Consider the following 18,563-nt stretch of genomic DNA (forward strand, 5'->3'; position numbering starts at 1 on the left):
CCTCGCGAAACCGTCGCGAGGACGCAATGTCGGCGATGCCGATTAACGACGGCTTGCCGCGATAGCTAGAATTGCAGGGAACGGCTCAGCGCCAATCCGTGACGTCGACGAAGTGACCCGCAATCGCTGCGGCCGCCGCCATCGCCGGCGAAACGAGGTGGGTGCGGCCCTTGAAACCCTGGCGTCCCTCGAAGTTGCGGTTCGAGGTCGAGGCGCAGCGCTCCTCCGGCTTCAGCTTGTCCGGGTTCATCGCAAGGCACATCGAGCAGCCCGGCTCGCGCCACTCGAAGCCGGCCTTGATGAAGATCTTGTCCAGACCTTCAGCCTCGGCCTGCTCCTTCACGATGCCGGAGCCCGGCACGACCATGGCGTTGACATGGGCCGAGACCTGCTTGCCTTCCGCGATCTTGGCGGCGGCGCGCAAATCCTCGATGCGGCCGTTGGTGCAGGAGCCGATGAAGACGCGATCGAGCTTGATGTCGGTGATCCTCGTTCCCGGAGTCAGGCCCATGTACTTCAGCGCGCGGTGCTTCGAGATGCGCTTGGCCTCGTCCTCGATCTTCTCCGGGTCGGGCACGAAGCCGGTCACCGAGATGACGTCCTCAGGGCTTGTGCCCCAGGTCACGATCGGCGGCAGCTTGGCTGCGTCCAGCCGGATCTCATGGTCGAAATGCGCGCCCTCGTCGGAGCGCAGCTTTTCCCAGTAGCGCATCGCTTCATCCCAGGCGGCGCCCTTCGGCGCCTTGGGACGATCGCGCAGGAAGTCGTAGGCCTTCTGGTCGGGCGCGACGAGGCCGGCGCGCGCGCCGCCTTCGATCGACATGTTGCAGACCGTCATGCGGCCTTCCATCGACAGCGCGCGGATCGCATCGCCGGCATATTCCAGCACGTAGCCGGTGCCGCCCGCGGTGCCGATCTCGCCGATGATGGCGAGAATGATATCCTTGCCCGTCACACCCTCCGGCAACTTGCCGTCGACGGTGACGCGCATGTTCTTCGCCTTCTTCTGGATCAGCGTCTGCGTCGCCAGCACGTGCTCGACCTCGCTCGTGCCGATGCCGTGCGCGAGCGCGCCGAACGCGCCATGCGTCGAGGTGTGGCTGTCACCGCAGACGATGGTCGTGCCGGGCAGCGTAAAACCCTGCTCCGGGCCGATGACGTGGACGATGCCCTGGCGCTTGTCGAACTCGTTGTAATATTCGATGCCGAATTCCTTGGCGTTCTCGGCGAGAGCCTTGATTTGCGCGATGCTCTCCGGATCGGGGTTCGGCTTGGTACGATCGGTGGTCGGCACGTTGTGGTCGACGACGGCGAGTGTCTTCTCGGGCGCGTGGACCTTGCGGCCCGTGGTGCGCAGGCCTTCGAACGCCTGCGGTGAGGTCACCTCGTGGACCAAATGACGGTCGATATAGAGCAGGCAGGTGCCGTCCTCGGCTTCGTGCACCAGATGGTCGTTCCAGATCTTGTCGTACAGTGTGGTCGGCTTGGACATGAGCGTCAGCTCCGGGAATGTTGTGTAGCGGATAGGCGCGGTCACGCGCGGGGCAACAGAATCGTCTTCAGCGCAGCGGTTAAGCTGCGGGACTAAGCTCTGATGTTGCCGAGGTCGCGAAGCGTCCGAAGAACCGGCCAGGCAGCCGCGAGCGATCGTCGATGACGATGCGCTTGATGAGTGCGAAGCTGGTCAGATCTGGAAACATTCTAGAAGCTATATAGCACGCAGAGGTAAAAGCGCGAGAGCCTTCCACGACGGTCATTGCGAGGAGCGAAGCGACGAAACAATCCAGACTGCTTCCGCGGATGCATCTCTGGATTGCTTCGCTGCGCTCGCCATGACGATTGAACGCAACAAAAAAGCGCGGGGTTTGACCCCGCGCTTTTCGAAAACTTGCCTGGTGGCGAAGATTACTCGCCGACGGCAGCCGCGCGGTCCTGCTTCTCGACGATGCGGGCCGACTTGCCGCGAAGGTTGCGGAGATAATAGAGCTTGGCGCGACGCACCTTGCCGCGACGCACCACCTTGATCGAGTCGATCATCGGGGAGAGCAGCGGGAACACGCGCTCGACGCCCTCGCCATACGAGATCTTGCGCACGGTGAAGCTCTCGTTGAGGCCGCCGCCGGAACGGCCGATGCAGACGCCTTCATAGGCCTGCACGCGGGTGCGGTCGCCTTCGACGACCTTCACGTTGACGATCACGGTGTCGCCGGGGGCGAATTCCGGAATGTCCTTGCCGGCGGAGAGCTTGTCGAATTGCTCTTTTTCGAGCTGCTTGATCAGGTTCATGGGTAAATCTCCATCGGCGCGCCCAGCCGCAGGACGGGGGCTGCGCGAAATTCGTCTATCCAGCCATTGCGGATTTGGCCGCTCCTATAAGGCAAGCCGAAGCGTTTGTCACCCGTCTGTCTTGTTTTTTGGCGTTTTTCGGCCGGAGGGCCGATTCGGGGCTTTGGCCCACAAATCCGGCCGCCGCGCCGCCGTCAGGGCCTCGGATTCCGCCCGCCGCCAGGCAGCGACCTTGGCGTGGTCGCCGGAGGTCAGGATTTCGGGGATCGGAACCCCCTCGAAGAGCTGCGGACGGGTGTATTGGGGGTATTCCAGGAGGCCGTCGGAGAAGCTCTCCTCGGTTCCGGAGGCCTCCTTGCCCATGACGCCCGGCAGCAGCCGGACACAGGCGTCAATGAGCGCGAGGGCCGCGATTTCGCCCCCGGACAGCACGTAATCACCGATCGAGACCTCCTCGAGGCCCCTTCCGTCAATCACCCGCTGGTCCACCCCCTCGAACCGTCCGCAGACGATCAAGGGGCCGGGGCCTTCGGCCAGCTCCACAACGCGGGCCTGGGTCAATGGCCGACCCCTTGGGCTCATCAAGAGACGGGGTCGGTCAGGGCCGATCTCAGCCGCGTCGATCGCGGCGGCCAGGATATCTGCCCGCAGCACCATGCCCGGCCCGCCGCCTGCCGGCGTGTCGTCGACGCTGCGGTGGCGATCGGTCGCGGAGGCCCGGATGTCCCGCGCCTCGAGCTCCCACAGCCCGGAAGCCAGCGCCCGTCCGGCCAGGCTCACGCCAAGCGGTCCCGGAAACATCTCCGGAAACAACGTCAGCACCGTCGCGCGCCAGGGTGAGGGGTTCGCCATTGTTTCTCATTCTCGTCGTCCCGGACAAGCGCAGCTCTTGGCAACGCGTAGCGTTGCCCAGCGCGGAGCGCAGATCCGGGACCCACCACCGCAGCCAGTTTTGCGATGATCGGGGCCACCAGCTTAGCCAAAAAACCACGGCCTGTGGTTATGGGTCCCCGCTTTCGCGGGGACGACTCGCGGAGGAATCTTCGTCCCGATCCTCGCCCTCGATCTCCTGCGGCAGCGCGATCACGATACGTCCGCCGGCAACATCGACCTCAGGCACCACCGCGTTGGAGAACGGCAGCAGCAGCGTCGTGCCTTTGGGCGGAGCGATCTCGATGATGTCGCCGGCGCCGAAATTATGGATCGCGACGACGCGGCCAAGCGCGTCGCCCGTCGTTGTGACGGCGGCGAGCCCGATCAGGTCGGTGTGGTAATATTCGTCCTCGTCGGTCGCGGGCAGTTTTTCGCGCGCGACGTAGAGTTCGATGCCGTTGAGGCGCTCGGCCTCATCGCGGGTCGTGACGCCCGTGAACGTCGCGACCAGATGATCCTTGGCCTCACGCGCCTGCGCGACCTCGAACTGGCGCCTGCCATCCTTGGTGACAAGCGGCCCATAGCGCCGCACGGCAAAGGGATCCTCGGTGAAGGTCCACAATTTGACCGCGCCGCGCACACCATGCGCGGCGCCGATCCGCGCGACGCAGACCAGCGCCGGCATGGGCTGGCCTTAGGCCTTCGCGGCGGCTTCGGCCTGCGCCTTGCGCTCCTTGCGCGGCACGGCCTTCTGCGGGTTGTTGCGCGCTTCGCGCTTCTTGACGCCGGCGGCGTCGAGGAAACGCATCACGCGGTCCGACGGCTGCGCGCCCTTGGCGATCCAGGACTTCACCTTGTCCATATCGAGCTTGAGGCGAGCCTCGTTGTCCTTCGGCAGAAGCGGATTGAAATAGCCGAGACGCTCGATGAAGCGGCCATCGCGCGGAAAGCGCGAGTCGGCGGCGACGACGTGATAGACGGGGCGCTTCTTGGTGCCCGCGCGCGCGAGGCGGATAACGACTGCCATGTTGGTCTCCTGAGTGTCGGTTAATTGAAAAGTCAGCTCGTCATTCCGGGGCGCACGCGAAGCGGGCGAGCCCGGAATCCATAACCACGATCGGGAGTATGGATTCCGGGCCCGCGCCTAAGGGCGCGTCCCGGAATGACGAGGCGAGAGAGTGCCCTCACTTCTTCTTCCCCAGTCCGGGGAAGCCGCCGAGCCCGGGCAGGGTCGGCTTGTTGCTGAGGCCCGTGAGCCCCGGCACATTCGGTAGCCCCTGGCGGAGGCCCGCGGGTAGGTCCTTCGGCAGGTTGGGAAGGCCTTGTCCGCCGCCGCCCTGCATCTTCTCCTGCAGCGCCTTCATCTCCTCGGGCGACGGCATCTTCATCCCGCCGCCGAAGCCCATGGCCTGCGCGATGCCGGCGAGCGGACCGCGCTTGCCCGAGCCCATGGCCTTCATCACGTCGGCCATGTTCCGGTGCATCTTCAAGAGCTTGTTAACGTGCTCGACGCTCTGGCCGGAGCCGGCGGCGATGCGCTTCTTGCGGCTCGCCTTGAGCAGGTCGGGGTGACGGCGCTCCTCGCGCGTCATGGAATCGATGATCGCGACCTGGCGCTTCAAGATCCTGTCGTCGATGCCGGCGGCAGCGATCTGGTTCTTCATCTTGGAGATGCCGGGCATCATACCCATCAGGCCGCTGATGCCGCCCATATTGGCCATCTGCGAGAGCTGCTCGCGCATGTCGTTGAGGTCGAACTGACCCTTGCGCATGCGCTCGGCGGTGCGCGCGGCCTTTTCCGCATCGATGTTGGCGGCGGCCTTCTCGACCAGCGACACGACGTCGCCCATGCCGAGGATGCGCCCCGCAATACGATCGGGATGGAAATCCTCCAGCGCATCGGTCTTTTCGCCGGTACCGATCAGCTTGATCGGCTTGCCGGTCACCGCGCGCATCGACAGCGCGGCGCCGCCGCGGCCGTCGCCGTCGACGCGGGTCAGCACGATGCCGGTGAGGCCGACGCGCTGATCGAACGAGCGGGCGAGATTGACGGCGTCCTGGCCGGTGAGGGAGTCCGCGACCAGCAGCACTTCATGTGGGTTGGCGGCGGTTTTAATCGCGGCTGCTTCCGCCATCATCTCTTCGTCGAGCGTGGTGCGGCCGGCGGTGTCGAGCAGCACGATGTCGTAGCCGCCGAGCTTGCCGGCTTCCAGCGCGCGCTTCGCAATCTGCGGCGGCTGCTGGCCGGCGACGATCGGCAGGGTCGGAATGTCGAGATCGCGGCCGAGCACGGCCAGCTGCTCCATCGCCGCCGGGCGGTAGACGTCGAGCGAGGCCATCAGCACCTTGCGCTTGTCGCGCTGGACGAGGCGGCGGGCGAGCTTGGCGGTGGTGGTGGTCTTGCCGGAGCCCTGCAGGCCGACCATCATGATCGGCACCGGCGGCACCGAATTCACGTCGATGGTCTGGCCCTCGGCGCCGAGCGTGTTGACGAGCTCGTCATGGACGATCTTGACGACCATTTGGCCCGGCGTCACCGACTTCACGACGGTGGCGCCGATCGCCTGCTCGCGGACGCGTTCGGTGAAGCTGCGCACCACTTCGAGCGCAACGTCGGCCTCCAGCAGCGCGCGGCGCACCTCGCGCATCGCGGCGTCGACGTCCTTTTCGGTCAGCGCACCGCGCCCCGTCAGACGATCGAGGATGCCGCCAAGCCTTTCCGACAGATTGTCGAACAATGCCGTTTGTCCTGTTGCTGCCCTCCCAACGGGAGGAGCGCTCCGTTATTCTCCGCTGTCATGCCCCGCGAAGGCGGGGCATCCAGTACGCTGTGGCGTCTCGGTTCAAGCCGAGGTGCCTCTGGAATACTGGATCACCCGCGTTTGCGGATGATGACCCTCAATGTGCCTTGGCGCATTGCCCCAAGACGTAGTTCCAAACACCTTTACGCCCGAGGGCGCACAGCGCTGTCGGGCGTTGACCTCTGGCCTCCAGGACCAGTCGGCGGGTCGAAAAGAAAGCCTTTCCGAGAAAGTGCGCGGGGTTAAACGCCGCTCACGCCCAAAAGTCAAGGAAAGTTAGGGTGCCGGAGTGCGTTTGGTAGAGTAAGGCCTTGAAGATAGAGACGTTCTGGCAACGGGTTCCATTTCCTGCGGTCGCGCCCATATAGCCGGTGATGATTTACCTCGGCTACCATCCCTGAAGTCCGCCCCGTGCCGGTCACCCGCCGCCGCCTGTTTGGAGTGCTTGCCGGTGTGGGCGCGCTGATCGGCGTCCCGCCCCTTTGGATGTCCCGCATGAAAACCTATGACGGTTCCGTCTCCGACCATTTCGACGGTCTGCACTTCTTCGATCCCGACGGCGTGCCGCCGAAATCGCTTGGGGAAGTGTTCCGCTGGCAATTCGGCGGCGGCCGGCAGCGCGCGACCTGGCCGGACTGGGCGCCGAGCCCCTATGCTGACACCCCGCCGGCCCGCGTCGACGGCGACAAGGTGCGGCTATCCTTCGTCGGCCATGCAAGCTGGCTGATCCAGGCCGGCGGCCTCAACATCCTCGTCGACCCCGTCTGGTCCATGCGGGTCTCGCCAGTCAGCTTTGCCGGACCGAAGCGGCATAACGATCCCGGCATTGCCTTCGACAAGCTTCCCAGGATCGACGTCGTGCTGGTCTCGCACGGGCATTACGATCATCTCGACATCGCGACGCTATCGCGGCTCGCCAAGAATTTTGCCCCGCGTGTGGTCACGCCGCTCGGCAATGATGTGACGATGCGTGGCGCCGATCCCACGATCAAGGCGGAGGCCTTCGACTGGCATGCCCGGGTCGATCTAGGCTCCGGCGTCGCCGTGCACCTGGTGCCGACCCGGCACTGGTCGGCGCGCGGCATGTTCGACCGCAACAAGGCGCTGTGGGCCAGCTTCGTGCTGGAGACGCCGGCAGGAAAAATCTACGTCGTCTGCGATTCCGGCTATGGCGACGGCAAGCACTTTCGCCGCGTTGCCGAAGCGCACGGGCCGTTCCGGCTGGCGATCCTCCCCATCGGTGCCTATGAACCGCGCTGGTTCATGCGCGACCAGCACATGAATCCCGAGGACGCGGTGAAGGCGTTGCTTGATTGTGGCGCGCAGGCTGCGCTCGGGCACCACCACGGCACGTTCCAGCTGACGGACGAAGCGATCGACGCGCCGGCCATGGCGCTGGTCGAGGCGCTCGATGCGGCGAAGATTCCGCAGGAGCGGTTCGTGGCGATGAAGCCGGGGCAGGTGGTGGAGATTTAGCTCTCTGCACGAATCAAACTGTCGTCCCGGCGAAGGCCGGGACCCATAACCCCAGGGAGTAGTTTGGCGAAAAACTCGGGGTTACCGTCTTCACGCCACAACGCGATCCTGTGGCTATGGGTCCCGGCCTTCGCCGGGACGACACCTGTATTGTTGCGGCAGTGTGCCCCTTACCGAGTCGCTCGCAACGAGCGCCTCGTCTACTGTCCCGCCTTGATCGCCCAGCTCACATTCACCGTCACCGACAGCGTTTCCTCGCCGGGCGCAACGGCGGCGGGGGCTGCGGCCATCGGTGCGGCGGCGATGCGGCCCTTGAACAGCGGCACCGGGCCGCCGCCTTCGGAGACGCTGAGCGGCGGACCTAACGTGACGCCGGTGGCCCTCGCGTAGATCTCGGCCTTGCGGCGGGCATCGGCCACCGCCTGCTCGCGGGCATCGTCGAGCAGCTTCGAGGCCTGGGTCACCTCGAAGGAGATGTTGCCGATATCGTTGGCGCCGGCGCTTACCAGCGTGTCGATGATGCTGGCGATCTTGGTCACGTCGCGAATCTTCACGGTGATGCGGTTGCTGGCACGGAAGCCGACCACGGGCGAAGCGCCAGTAGAGCGGTTCGGCGCATATTGCGGCTGCAGCGACAGCCGTGAGGTCTGATAATCCTTCTCTGCGATCCCGGCCCCCTTCAGCGCCAGCAGCACCTTGCCCATCGCCGCATTGTTGGCGTCGGAGGCTTCCTTCGCCGTCTTGGCGTCGTTGGCGACACCCGCGTCGAGCTGCGCGAGGTCCGGGGCGGCGGAAACCGTGGCTGCGCCGCTCACCGAGATCACGGACGGAAAATCATCGGCGAGCGCGGGTGCGGTCAGCAGCTTGGTGGCAAGGACGGCGGCCAGAATAGAGGTCAGCGCGGCAGTTTTTTTCATCAGTCTCACTTCAGGGGCACGTACACATTGATCACGAGCTTGTCCTCCGCCGTCTTCAGGGGATCGGTGAGGTACTCCTCGATGAAGGTGTCCTTGGCTTCCAGTTTCTTGTCGTCGAGGTGATTGGTGATCGCCTCATAGGTGTTGTCCATGTTGTCGTAGGAGCCGCGATGGACGAACTTCAGCGCCTTGCCCTCCGGCGATTTGCCGACGCTCATGTCCTTGGGCAAGTTTTTCGGATCCTGCTCGACCGGGATCTCGGCGAGGAAGGTGAAGCCGGTATCGTCCGTCGAGGTATAGACGATCATCTGATTGCCTGACGGCTTGATGCCCTGCTTGTCGAGCAGCGTGTTCAGCGCCTTGAAGGCGTCGACCAGCGTGTCGAAAGCCGAATCCCAATTGGCAGTGCCCTTGACCATCACGACCTTCTTGGCCTCGAGCGTGGTCTCCTGGCCGAAGGGGTCGGCGGTCTGCACCGGGGCAGGGCTGGCGGCCGCGGCGGGCGGCACCGTCGGGCTGGGCGAGGGGGAGGCGCCGGCCGCCGGGGACGGCGTTGCCGCCGGGGCGGGCGAGGCGCTCGCGGCCGGAGGCGGCGAGGCCGATGGCGCCGGGGAGGGACTTGCCGACACGGCCGGCGCCGGGCTCGGGGTTTGCGCTGAGGCACCTGTCAGTCTGGCGGACAGGCCAAACGACATGGCCGCTGCCGGGATCAGCGCGGCCAGAGCGAGACGACGAAAGCTTTTCATTTTATTCTCCCCAAGACCTTACCCACCAAGGTCTTAATCCGGCTTTGCGCCCGGCCGCGCATCCCGGTTCGCGTGAATTGTGTCGTTCTAACACGCGAGCGCCGAATTCGTCCCATGACAGATGCGTCATGGCGATCCGCAGCAAATCACTGGCCAAGCCGGCAAGGAACGCCATATAAGGCAGGCGAAATTCGGGAATTTTCATGAGCGCGCTGGCCAACCACGCATTTGCCAAGATGAATGGCATCGGCAACGAGATCGTCGTTGTCGACATGCGCGATGCTGCGTCCCCGGTCACGCCTGACGATGCCCGGGCGGTGGCATCCGCGGAAGGGGGCGTGCCCTACGACCAGCTCATGGTGCTCCAGAAGCCGCGGCTCGAGGGCACCGAAGCCTTCATCCGCATCTACAATAATGACGGCTCGGAAGCCGGCGCCTGCGGCAACGGCATGCGCTGCGTGGTGCGGCGCATCTTCGAGAAGACCGGACAGACCACGGCGACCTTTGAGACCCGGGCGGGCCTGCTCAATTGCTGGCAGGGTCCTGCCCCCGATCTCTATACCGTCGACATGGGCCGGCCCAAGTTCGGCTGGCAGGACATTCCGCTCGCGGAAGAGTTTCGCGACACCCGCTACATCGAATTGCAGATCGGACCGATCGACAATCCGATCCTGCATTCGCCATCAGCGGTGAGCATGGGCAACCCGCACGCGATCTTCTGGGTCGACGACGTCAACGCCTATGATCTCGGGCGCTTTGGTCCGCTGCTGGAAAACCATCCGATCTTCCCCGAGCGGGCCAACATCACGCTCGCCCATATCGTCGATCGCGACCACATCACGATCCGCACCTGGGAGCGCGGCGCCGGCCTGACCAAGGCCTGCGGCTCGGCAGCCTGTGCGACCGCGGTCGCTGCGGCGCGCCTGAAGCGCGCGAACCGCAACGTCGAGATCACGCTGCCCGGCGGCAAGCTCGGCATCGAATGGCGCGAGCGCGACGACCACGTGCTGATGACGGGCACGGCGACCTTCGAATATGAGGGCACCTTCGATCCGGCGCTGTTCGCGCCGGTGACGTAATGGCCGTCGAGGTCGTCAGCTTCGGCTGCCGCCTCAATGCGTTCGAGGCCGAGGTGATCCGCCGCGAGGCGGACGGCGCAGGTCTTTGCGATACCATCGTCATCAATAGCTGCGCCGTCACCAACGAGGCGGTGGCGCAGGCACGGCAGTCGATCCGCAAATTGAAGCGCGAACGTCCCAATGCGCGCATCATCGTCACCGGCTGCGCGGCGCAGACGCAGAGCGAGATGTTCGCTGGTATGGCCGAGGTCGATCGCGTCGTCGGCAATGACGACAAGATGCGGGCGTCATCCTGGCGCGAGGCGCGCGATGCATTTGACATCGGCGCCAGCGAAAAGATCGCCGTCAGTGACATCATGGCCGTGAAGGAGATGGCGCCGCACCTCATTGACGGCTTCGCCGCCGGCCTGCCGCGTGTGTTCGTGCAGGTGCAGAATGGCTGCGATCATCGCTGCACCTTCTGCATCATCCCCTATGGCCGGGGCAATTCGCGCTCGGTGCCGATGGGTGCGGTGGTCGAGCAGGTGCGGGCGCTGGCGGAGCGTGGCCACGCCGAGATTGTGCTGACCGGCGTCGATCTCACGAGCTATGGCGCCGACCTGCCGGGCGCGCCAAAGCTCGGAATGCTGACAAAACAGATCCTGCGGCATGTGCCGGAGCTGAAACGGCTGCGCATCTCCTCGATCGATTCCATCGAGGCAGATAGCGACCTGCTCGACGCCATCGCCGATGATGCGCGGTTGATGCCGCATCTGCATCTGTCGCTGCAATCCGGCGACGACATGATCTTGAAGCGCATGAAGCGGCGGCATTCGCGCGCGCAGGCGATTGCGTTCTGCGATCAGGTGCGCCGCCTGCGGCCGGACATCGCGTTCGGCGCCGACATCATCGCGGGCTTCCCGACCGAGACGGAGGAGATGTTCTCGCGCTCGCTCGACCTCGTCGCGGAATGCGGCCTCACCTTCCTGCACGTCTTCCCCTATTCGCCGCGCCCCGGCACGCCCGCGGCGCGCATGCCGCAGGTTGCGGGCCCCTTGATCAAGGAACGCGCGAAGCTACTCCGCGCGGCCGGCGAAGCGGCGCTGCGGCAGAGGCTGCAAGCCGAGATCGGCGCGACGCGCGATGTGCTGATCGAGAGCGAGGAGCAGGGACGCACGGAGCACTATCTGCCGGTGGCGATTGCGGGTGAGCGAGTGGGGAGTGTCGTGCCGCTCAGGATTGGCAGCAGTGATGGCGAGCGGCTGACCACATAATCCGCTGTCGTCGCCCGGCGCCGCCTTCGCTGAAGCTTCGGCGGCCGAGCATCCCTTGCGGCCCGGCGTAGCCTTGGCGCAGCCGGGATCGGGCGACCCAGTACGCGACGGCTGCTCCGTATCCCACCACAGCCTTTCGAATACCCGCTTTCGCGGGTGATGACACCGTCAACTTGGTGATCGCCTGCACCCCGATGTCGTCCCGGCGAAGGCCGGGACCCATACCGCGTGATCCATCGATCGCGCGCGGTGCTTGTCCCGACGAAGCAGAGTAACTGAGAATCCGCGCCAAATTTCTCCCTGGGGTTGGGTCCCTTCCTTCGCCGGGACGACACCGAGGGTGTGGATGCGCCGTGCCTCAAGTGCGCGCTTTACGACAGTGCGCGCCCCTACGACGCCCGCACCTGCCAGAACCGCAGCGTCCGGTGCGCGTTCTCCGGCGTCATGCGGGCGAAATGGCCCTGTGCCCTGGCAAGATCCGCCGGCTTCATCGCGCCGGTGGCGAAGCGGCTTTCGAGCACGGCGGCGGTCGTTTCCCAACTGAGATGCGCCGCCTTGCACGGCACGAGCAGGCCATCGTCGCGCAGGCTCTGCATCAGGGGACGAATGACCTCGACGGTCGAATCGGACAGCGCGGCCAATGCTGCCACGGTCTCCTCATACCGCCGCTGCGTGGCGAAGCCGAACAGTGTCGCCTCGTTGAGCTGGCCGGTCGCCTTGAGGCCCGCGATGGCGCGTTTGGCACCTTCGAAGTCGCGGACACCGGACATCTCGCGCTCGACGCCCACGGTGACGGCCGCGATCGCGGTCTGGATCTCCTCGAACAGATGCGGCGGCGCGCGCGACAACAGTCGCGTGCGCACGGCATCCGTCGCCGAGCGCAGCAATTGGCGGCGCAGCTCTGACGGTAGGTCGACGCGGACACCGACGCTCACGGCCAGTTCCGGATCGGACTCGGCCTGTCCAACGATGACGGCAAATCCGTCTCCCGAGACGCGGGCGCCGGGATTGGCGGTGAGCCGCCGGCTGACGCTTGGATAGCGGCGTGCCAGCAGCGCGTCGGTGACGATCTCCTTCAGCCACCAGCGGCCGGCGACGGCAAGCAGATGCGGCTCGCCCTTGGTCGCCGCGATCTTCATCAGTTCCGCATCGTCGAGGCGCGCGGATTCCTGGAGTACGGGACCGGCGATGCGGATCTCGTCATTGTTGGCGAGGCGGCGGATCACGGAGGGCGGCGCCTGCGCGATCGGCGCGAGTTGTGCACTGATTTCGGCCAGCGCGACGCGGGCGCCCATGTCGGCGATCGCGCGCAGCTCGATGGTGCCGATCAGGCGCTCGAGCACGTCATCGAACAGCGCGATCTGTTCGTCGTTGAAGCTGCCGGCCGAGGACAGGAACAGGTCGGTGACGCGCCGGGCCGTTTCCAGGCCCTTTTCCGCCGAGCCGAGCCTGATCGCGGATTCGACCTCGTGAATGATCGATAGCTGGGCCTTGGACATCTCGCGCTGCTCGTCCTGAGCGGATTGACGGAAGCTTGTTCTAAGCAGCCGCTATCATTAGCGGCGAGCGCTGAACGTTTCGTAAACCATGCGCCTGGGCTTGATGAGGTTAGGCTCAGTTGTCGCCGCAAAGGAGGTGGGCTCCCTCTCCCGCTTGCGGGGAGGCTGGGGTGGGGGTGTTGCCGCAATCGAAAATCCCAAGGTGGAGAAAGCCCCCACCCGGCGCCGCGCGCCGACCTCCCCCGCAAGCGGGAGAGGTTGAGCGAACTTGCGGCGCTTACTCGCCGTTCCACCCGCAGGCGCGGAGCCGCTCGTGCATATGGGCCGGCGCCGGCGCTACCACTCGAATCGGCTCCTTGTTCCTGGAAATCGGCACGACGATCTCGCGGGAGTGCAGATGCAGGCGCGGCTCGCCGAAGCGCGGGCCGTTGCCGTAAATGTTATCGCCGACGATTGGCCAGCCGCTCGCCGCCGAGTGCACCCGCAGTTGATGGGTGCGACCCGTGACGGGTTCCATGGCGAGCCAGGTGAGCCCTGCGCCCCGGCCCATCACCTTCCAGTTGGTGACGGCTTTCTGACCCTCGGGGTCGGGCTTCTGCCACCAGCCACGCTCGGCATTGAGGCGGCCGAGCGGCATGTCGATGGTGCCTTCGTTTTCGGCAGGACCACCCTCGACCACGGTCCAGTAGGTCTTGCCGATCTTGCCATGTTTGAACAAAAGGCCCAGCGAGGCCGTCGCCTTGCGATGGCGACCGAGCACGAGACAACCGGAGGTGTCCTTGTCCAGCCGGTGGGCGAGCACCGGCGGTCGCGGCAGGCCGAAACGAAGCGCGTCGAACGAGGCTTCCAGGTTTGCCCCGCCCTTGGGGCCGCGGTGCACCGGCAGGCCGGCCGGCTTGTCGATCACCAGCATCAGCCCGTCGCGGTGGAGCACGCGCGCCAGGATTTCGTCGGCGGTCAATTCGGGAACATCGAGCAAGGATAAGGACTTTCGGTCAAGACTTTCGTTTAGGAGCCGGAACGGCTAACACACCTGCGCGGCGGATTTGGCATTCGCTCGGCGGTCGCCGCACAACGCGAAGCGAATGCCAAATCCAAAGCCGCACTGGCAACAACGATTTCTCGTGCCGCTTTTCAATTTGAAGTTCCTAACCGAACTTGCGGCAAGAGAGTAGGAACTTCAAATCGGCGGCACGAGCACCATGAACGATTCCTCCGACACCCCCAAGCTGAGCTGGTGGCGCCGCCTGTCCAACGGGTTGAAGCGCACGTCGTCCTCGCTGGGGACCGCGGTCGCCGACCTCGTCACCAAGCGCAAGCTCGACCGCGCCATGCTCGACGATATCGAGGACGTGCTGTTGCGCGCCGACCTCGGCACCGAGGTTGCGGTCAGGATCGCCGATGCCGTTGGCACCGGGCGCTACGACAAGGCGATCTCGGCGGACGAGGTGAAGGACGTCGTCGCCACCGAGGTCGAGAAGGTGCTGTCGCCGGTCGCGAAGGCGCTCGAGATCGATGCGACGAAAAAGCCCTTCGTCATCCTCGTGGTCGGCGTCAATGGCTCCGGCAAGACCACGACCATCGGCAAGCTCTCGGCGAAGTTCGCATCCGAAGGCCACAAGGTCATGCTGGCCGCGGGCGATACGTTTCGCGCAGCCGCGATCGAGCAGCTCAAGGTCTGGGGCGAACGCACCAAGACGCCGGTCATCGCCGGCGCGCAGGGTTCAGACTCCGCAAGCCTCGCCTTCAGCGCGCTGACCGCGGCGAAGGAGCAGAACATCGACGTGCTCCTGATCGACACCGCGGGCCGGCTTCAGAACAAGTCCGAGCTGATGAACGAGCTCGAAAAGGTCGTGCGCGTGATTCGGAAAGTCGATGCCACCGCGCCGCACGCGGTGCTGCTGGTGCTGGATGCCACCGTCGGCCAGAACGCGCTATCGCAGGTCGAGGCGTTCCATCGCACCGCCGGCGTCACGGGCCTCGTGATGACGAAGCTCGACGGCACCGCGCGCGGCGGCATCCTGGTCGCGCTCGCCGAGAAATTCAAACTGCCGGTGCACTTCATCGGCGTCGGCGAAGGCGTCGACGATCTCGCCGCGTTCACCGCGCGCGACTTTGCCCGTGCCATCGCCGGAATCGAGAGTTGAGAATGGACAAGACCCAGCCGCATCCGCTGTTCAAGCTTGCGACCGAGATCGGTCCGCTGCTCGTCTTCTTCTTCGTGAATTCGAAGTTCAACCTTTTCGCCGCGACAGGCGCCTTCATGGTCGCGATCGTGGCGGCGATGATCGCGTCGTATGTTGTGACACGCCACATCCCGATCATGGCGATCGTGACCGGCGTGATCGTGCTGGTGTTCGGCACGCTGACGCTGGTGCTGCACGACGAGACCTTCATCAAGGTCAAGCCGACCATCATCTACGGCCTGTTCGCCGCGGTCCTCGGCGGCGGCCTGCTGTTCGGCCGCTCCTTCATCGCGATCATGTTCGACCAGATGTTCAACCTGACCCCGCAGGGCTGGCGCATCCTCACTTTGCGCTGGGCGCTGTTCTTCGCCGGCATGGCGATCCTGAATGAGATCGTCTGGCGCACCCAGAGCACGGATTTCTGGGTGAACTTCAAGGTATTCGGCGTCACGCCGCTGACGATGATCTTCGCGATCGCGCAGATGCCGCTGACCAAGCGCTACCACCTCGCGCCGGTGTCGCTGGAAGCCAGCGAGGCCGAGGCGGGGGATGTGCGGAAGGGGTAAGTAGGTCTCATGTCCCGGACGCGCGAAGCGCGAGCCGGGACCCAGGAGGCCGCGATTGATCTGTCGGCATGGGCCCCCGGCTCTGCAGCGCATCGCTGAAGAAGCGCTGCGCTGCGTCCGGGGCACGAGACCCGTACTATGACCCCGCCTTCAACGCCTTCTCGAGCTCCGGCAGCAGCACCGTCCGGAAATTCTCCGGCGTGATCGGCCCGACCAGCTTGTAAACGATGGTGCCTTCGCGCCCGACGACGAATGTCTCCGGCACGCCGTAGACACCCCACTCGATCGCGGCGCGGCCGTTGGCATCTAGGCCGACGCGGCCGAACGGATTGCCGTAGCGGCCGAGGAAGCGCCGCGCGTTATCGGGCGTATCCTTGTAGTTGATGCCGACGATCTGGAAGCGCTTGTCCTTGGCGAGTTCGGTCAAGAGCGGCGCCTCGTCATGGCACGGCACGCACCAGGAGGCCCAGACATTGACCAGACTGACCTTGCCCTTGAACGCGGCCGGATCGAGCCCCGGCACCTGCGCGCCGTTGTCCTGCAAGCCGTCTAGCGGCGGCAGCATGGTCTGCGGCGCCGGCCGTCCGATCAGTGCGGACGGAATCCGCGAGGGATCGCCGCTGCCAAGCCGGAACCAGAACAGCAGCGCCAGGGCGAGGAAGACGAGCAGCGGCAGCACCATCAGGAAGGTGCGGCGCGGCCGCGCGGCGGAAGCCGAAGGATCGTTCATGGCCTGTCCGTGGCGCTGCGCCCCGAGCGGCGGGTGATGCCGCTGCGATCGAGCTCGCGCAGGCGCTGGGTCTGGTTGCGATAGTCGATCATGACCCAGCCGATCAGAGTCGCGACCACCAGGGCCGCAGCGGCATAGGACGTCATGATGAACGACGCGTACGGGCCAAGCGACATCTTAGGCGGCCCTCTGGCTCGCTTGCATCATCTGCAAGGAGCGGACGCGGCGGCGCAGGATCTCGTTGCGCATCGCCGCCAGATGCAGCGTGATGAACAGCAGCGTGAACGCGATCGCCATCACCAGCAGCGGGATGAGGAACGCGCGATCGAGCGTCGAGCCGCCCATGCGCATCACCGAGGCCGGCTGGTGCAGCGTGTTCCACCAGTCGACCGAGAACTTGATGATGGGAAGATTGATCGCGCCGACCAGCGTCAGCACGGCGGCGGCGCGCGCCGCGCGCGAGGGATCTTCCACCGCGCGCCACAGCGCCATCAGGCCGAGATACATCAGGAACAGGATCAGCACCGAGGTCAGCCGCGCATCCCATTCCCAATAGGTGCCCCACATCGGCCGGCCCCACAGCGATCCCGTGACCAGCGCGAGGAAGGTGAAGGCGGCGCCGATGGGAGCTGCCGCTTTCGCGGCGACGTCGGCGAGCGGATGCCGCCACACCAGCGTGCCGAGCGAGGCCACGCTCATCACGCCCCACACGAACATCGACAGCCAGGCATTAGGCACGTGAATGAACATGATCTTCACGGTCGCGCCCTGCTGATAGTCGTCGGGCGCAAAGGCGGATTGATAGAGGCCGATCGTGAGCAGGATGACGGTTGCGGCCGCAAGCCACGGCAGGACCCGCGCTGAAAGCGCAAGGAACCGCGTCGGATTGGCGAGGTCGATCGGCGTCATGATGTCCTGATAATCACAGGGGGCCGCTCAGGCAATGAGCACGAAAGGGCACAGCGAAAGTTGATCGGGGTCAAGATCAGTCGAGTCCATGCCTGAGGCTCGCCGCCGCGGCGAAAGGGCCGACCACGAGGCTGACCAGCGACAGCGCGCAGAGGATCGAGAACGGTGCGCCGAACGACAATGGTCCGGTGATCGCGGCCTGCGAGGCCGCGACCCCGAAGATCAGCACGGGAATCGACAGCGGCAGCACCAGAACCGCCATCAATAGCCCGCCCCGATGCAGCGTCACCGCCAGCGCGGCCCCGATCATGCCGGTGAAGGTCAGCGCCGGCGTGCCGGCGAGCAACGTCAGCGCCACCGCACCGGTTGCGACCACGTCGAGGTTGAGCAGGAGCCCGAGCACGGGGGTTGCGACAATCAGCGGCAGGCCCGCCGCCAGCCAATGCGCCAGCGCCTTGGCCGCACAGGCGAGTTCCAGCGGCGTCCGGCTCATCGTGATCAGGTCGAGCGAGCCGTCCTCATGGTCGGCCATGAACAGCCGGTCCAGCGTGAGCAGGCTCGCCAGCAGCGCTCCCAGCCACAGGATCGCCGGTCCGAGCCGCGCCAGCAGTGCCAGATCCGGCCCCACCGCGAACGGCATCAGCACCACCACGGTCAGGAAGAACAACACGCCAATCAGCGCCCCGCCGCCGACGCGCAGTGCGATCCGGATGTCCCGGCGGATGAGGGAGGCGAGGGCGGTCATGGATTGTCTTGCCTGGCGGAACATTCGAGCGAGGCCGGCAGCCTCGAGCACACTGCGCTCCCTCCCCCCTTGCGGGGGAGGGTGGGGGAGAGGGGTAGCCCCGGGCGCGATGCCCGTTGGAAGCGGTTTGCCAGCAACAGTACGCCTGCCTCCCACGTGCTTGAACCGAAAGGCCCTGCCGTGTGGCACCCCCCTCCCTGACCCTCCCCCGCAAGGGGGGAGGGAACGGAGAGAGCGGAGCCCGGCCCCTGGGAAGGTCGTAGCGGGGAGAGCCGCGTGTGCCGGACGCACACACCCGAGAAAACCTGAGGGTCAGCCCACCTCACGCCGCGCCCCCGATCCGCAGCTCCCGCGCGTCGATGCCGAGCGGGGCGTGAGTCGCCGCGATGATGAGGCCGCCGCGGGCGAGATGGTCGCGCATCAGGCCGCCGAACATGTCCTGGCCGGCCGCATCGAGCGCCGTGGTCGGCTCGTCCAGCAGCCAGACCGGGCGGCGG

The 18,563-nt window shown here is 65.7% G+C and carries 19 protein-coding genes and 1 pseudogene; 5 read left to right on the forward strand and 15 right to left on the reverse strand.

All coding sequences use genetic code 11. The features are described 5' to 3' along the window. Window positions 1-85: 85 nt before the first annotated feature. The 6 genes from leuC to ffh all read right to left on the reverse strand — a co-directional run bounded on the left by leuC (window position 86) and on the right by ffh (window position 5,897). The gene (gene leuC / locus AYJ54_RS39260) at window positions 86-1,492 is read right to left on the reverse strand and encodes a 3-isopropylmalate dehydratase large subunit (protein WP_063707857.1); all 1,407 of its coding nucleotides are present in this window, start codon (window positions 1,490-1,492) and stop codon (window positions 86-88) included. Between the two features lie 413 nt (window positions 1,493-1,905). Beyond that, window positions 1,906-2,286: a 50S ribosomal protein L19 gene (rplS, locus tag AYJ54_RS39265; RefSeq protein WP_063707858.1), complete on the reverse strand. Its 381-nt coding sequence runs from the start codon at window positions 2,284-2,286 to the stop codon at window positions 1,906-1,908. A 108-nt stretch (window positions 2,287-2,394) separates the two neighbouring features. Next, window positions 2,395-3,138, reverse strand: a complete 744-nt coding sequence (gene trmD, locus AYJ54_RS39270) for a tRNA (guanosine(37)-N1)-methyltransferase TrmD (RefSeq protein WP_063707859.1) — start codon at window positions 3,136-3,138, stop codon at window positions 2,395-2,397. A 148-nt stretch (window positions 3,139-3,286) separates the two neighbouring features. Next, on the reverse strand, window positions 3,287-3,844 hold the full coding sequence (rimM, locus tag AYJ54_RS39275) for a ribosome maturation factor RimM (protein ID WP_063707860.1): 558 nt from the start codon (window positions 3,842-3,844) through the stop codon (window positions 3,287-3,289). Between the two features lie 9 nt (window positions 3,845-3,853). After that, window positions 3,854-4,186 (reverse strand): 30S ribosomal protein S16, encoded by a 333-nt coding sequence (gene rpsP / locus AYJ54_RS39280; RefSeq protein WP_063707861.1) that lies wholly within the window; start codon window positions 4,184-4,186, stop codon window positions 3,854-3,856. A gap of 157 nt (window positions 4,187-4,343) precedes the next feature. Beyond that, window positions 4,344-5,897 (reverse strand): signal recognition particle protein, encoded by a 1,554-nt coding sequence (ffh, locus tag AYJ54_RS39285; protein WP_063707862.1) that lies wholly within the window; start codon window positions 5,895-5,897, stop codon window positions 4,344-4,346. Between the two features lie 474 nt (window positions 5,898-6,371). On the opposite strand from ffh, the gene AYJ54_RS39290 reads away from it, so the two are divergent. Further along, a complete protein-coding gene (locus AYJ54_RS39290) occupies window positions 6,372-7,436 on the forward strand; it encodes an MBL fold metallo-hydrolase (RefSeq protein WP_063707863.1) in 1,065 nt (354 codons plus the stop codon). 200 nt (window positions 7,437-7,636) lie between these two features. On the opposite strand, the gene AYJ54_RS39295 is transcribed toward AYJ54_RS39290, so the two are convergent. After that, window positions 7,637-8,353, reverse strand: a complete 717-nt coding sequence (locus AYJ54_RS39295; protein WP_063707864.1) for an SIMPL domain-containing protein — start codon at window positions 8,351-8,353, stop codon at window positions 7,637-7,639. A gap of 5 nt (window positions 8,354-8,358) precedes the next feature. Beyond that, a complete protein-coding gene (locus AYJ54_RS48335; protein ID WP_082906042.1) occupies window positions 8,359-9,099 on the reverse strand; it encodes a GyrI-like domain-containing protein in 741 nt (246 codons plus the stop codon). Between the two features lie 203 nt (window positions 9,100-9,302). Between AYJ54_RS48335 and dapF the strand changes: the two genes are divergently transcribed. Both dapF and mtaB read left to right on the forward strand, forming a co-directional pair. Next, complete coding sequence (dapF, locus tag AYJ54_RS39310) at window positions 9,303-10,178, forward strand: diaminopimelate epimerase (RefSeq protein WP_063707867.1); 876 nt, start codon at window positions 9,303-9,305, stop codon at window positions 10,176-10,178. After that, entirely contained in the window at window positions 10,178-11,431 is a 1,254-nt protein-coding gene (mtaB, locus tag AYJ54_RS39315; protein WP_063707868.1) for a tRNA (N(6)-L-threonylcarbamoyladenosine(37)-C(2))-methylthiotransferase MtaB, read from the forward strand. The genes dapF and mtaB overlap by 1 nt, the downstream gene beginning before the upstream one ends. A gap of 389 nt (window positions 11,432-11,820) precedes the next feature. Here the strand turns inward: mtaB and AYJ54_RS39320 are convergent, their stop codons facing one another. Together AYJ54_RS39320 and AYJ54_RS39325 are read right to left on the reverse strand one after the other, a co-directional pair. Continuing rightward, window positions 11,821-12,930, reverse strand: coding sequence for a DUF2336 domain-containing protein (locus AYJ54_RS39320; protein ID WP_063707869.1), 1,110 nt, complete (start codon window positions 12,928-12,930; stop codon window positions 11,821-11,823). A gap of 277 nt (window positions 12,931-13,207) precedes the next feature. Next, entirely contained in the window at window positions 13,208-13,909 is a 702-nt protein-coding gene (locus tag AYJ54_RS39325; RefSeq protein WP_063707870.1) for an RluA family pseudouridine synthase, read from the reverse strand. 223 nt (window positions 13,910-14,132) lie between these two features. Between AYJ54_RS39325 and ftsY the strand changes: the two genes are divergently transcribed. After that, window positions 14,133-15,077, forward strand: coding sequence for a signal recognition particle-docking protein FtsY (gene ftsY / locus AYJ54_RS39330; RefSeq protein WP_063707871.1), 945 nt, complete (start codon window positions 14,133-14,135; stop codon window positions 15,075-15,077). A gap of 2 nt (window positions 15,078-15,079) precedes the next feature. Then, complete coding sequence (locus AYJ54_RS39335) at window positions 15,080-15,682, forward strand: septation protein A (RefSeq protein WP_063707872.1); 603 nt, start codon at window positions 15,080-15,082, stop codon at window positions 15,680-15,682. A gap of 136 nt (window positions 15,683-15,818) precedes the next feature. Here the strand turns inward: AYJ54_RS39335 and AYJ54_RS39340 are convergent, their stop codons facing one another. The 5 genes and pseudogenes from AYJ54_RS39340 to AYJ54_RS53120 all read right to left on the reverse strand — a co-directional run. Next, on the reverse strand, window positions 15,819-16,412 hold the full coding sequence (locus AYJ54_RS39340) for a DsbE family thiol:disulfide interchange protein (protein ID WP_063707873.1): 594 nt from the start codon (window positions 16,410-16,412) through the stop codon (window positions 15,819-15,821). Continuing rightward, a complete protein-coding gene (ccmD, locus tag AYJ54_RS39345) occupies window positions 16,409-16,588 on the reverse strand; it encodes a heme exporter protein CcmD (RefSeq protein WP_063707874.1) in 180 nt (59 codons plus the stop codon). Before ccmD ends, AYJ54_RS39340 begins: the two co-directional genes overlap by 4 nt. Before the next feature lies 1 nt (window position 16,589). Then, on the reverse strand, window positions 16,590-17,321 hold the full coding sequence (locus tag AYJ54_RS39350) for a heme ABC transporter permease (RefSeq protein WP_063707875.1): 732 nt from the start codon (window positions 17,319-17,321) through the stop codon (window positions 16,590-16,592). Window positions 17,322-17,397: 76 nt separating this feature from the next. Then, window positions 17,398-18,066 carry a heme exporter protein CcmB gene (ccmB, locus tag AYJ54_RS39355; protein ID WP_063707876.1) on the reverse strand — a complete coding sequence of 223 codons (669 nt, stop codon included), beginning with the start codon at window positions 18,064-18,066 and terminating at the stop codon, window positions 17,398-17,400. Window positions 18,067-18,388: 322 nt separating this feature from the next. Continuing rightward, window positions 18,389-18,563, reverse strand: a pseudogene (locus AYJ54_RS53120) (heme ABC exporter ATP-binding protein CcmA); the annotation flags it as partial.

This window comes from Bradyrhizobium centrolobii, assembly GCF_001641635.1.
GTDB lineage: Bacteria > Pseudomonadota > Alphaproteobacteria > Rhizobiales > Xanthobacteraceae > Bradyrhizobium > Bradyrhizobium centrolobii.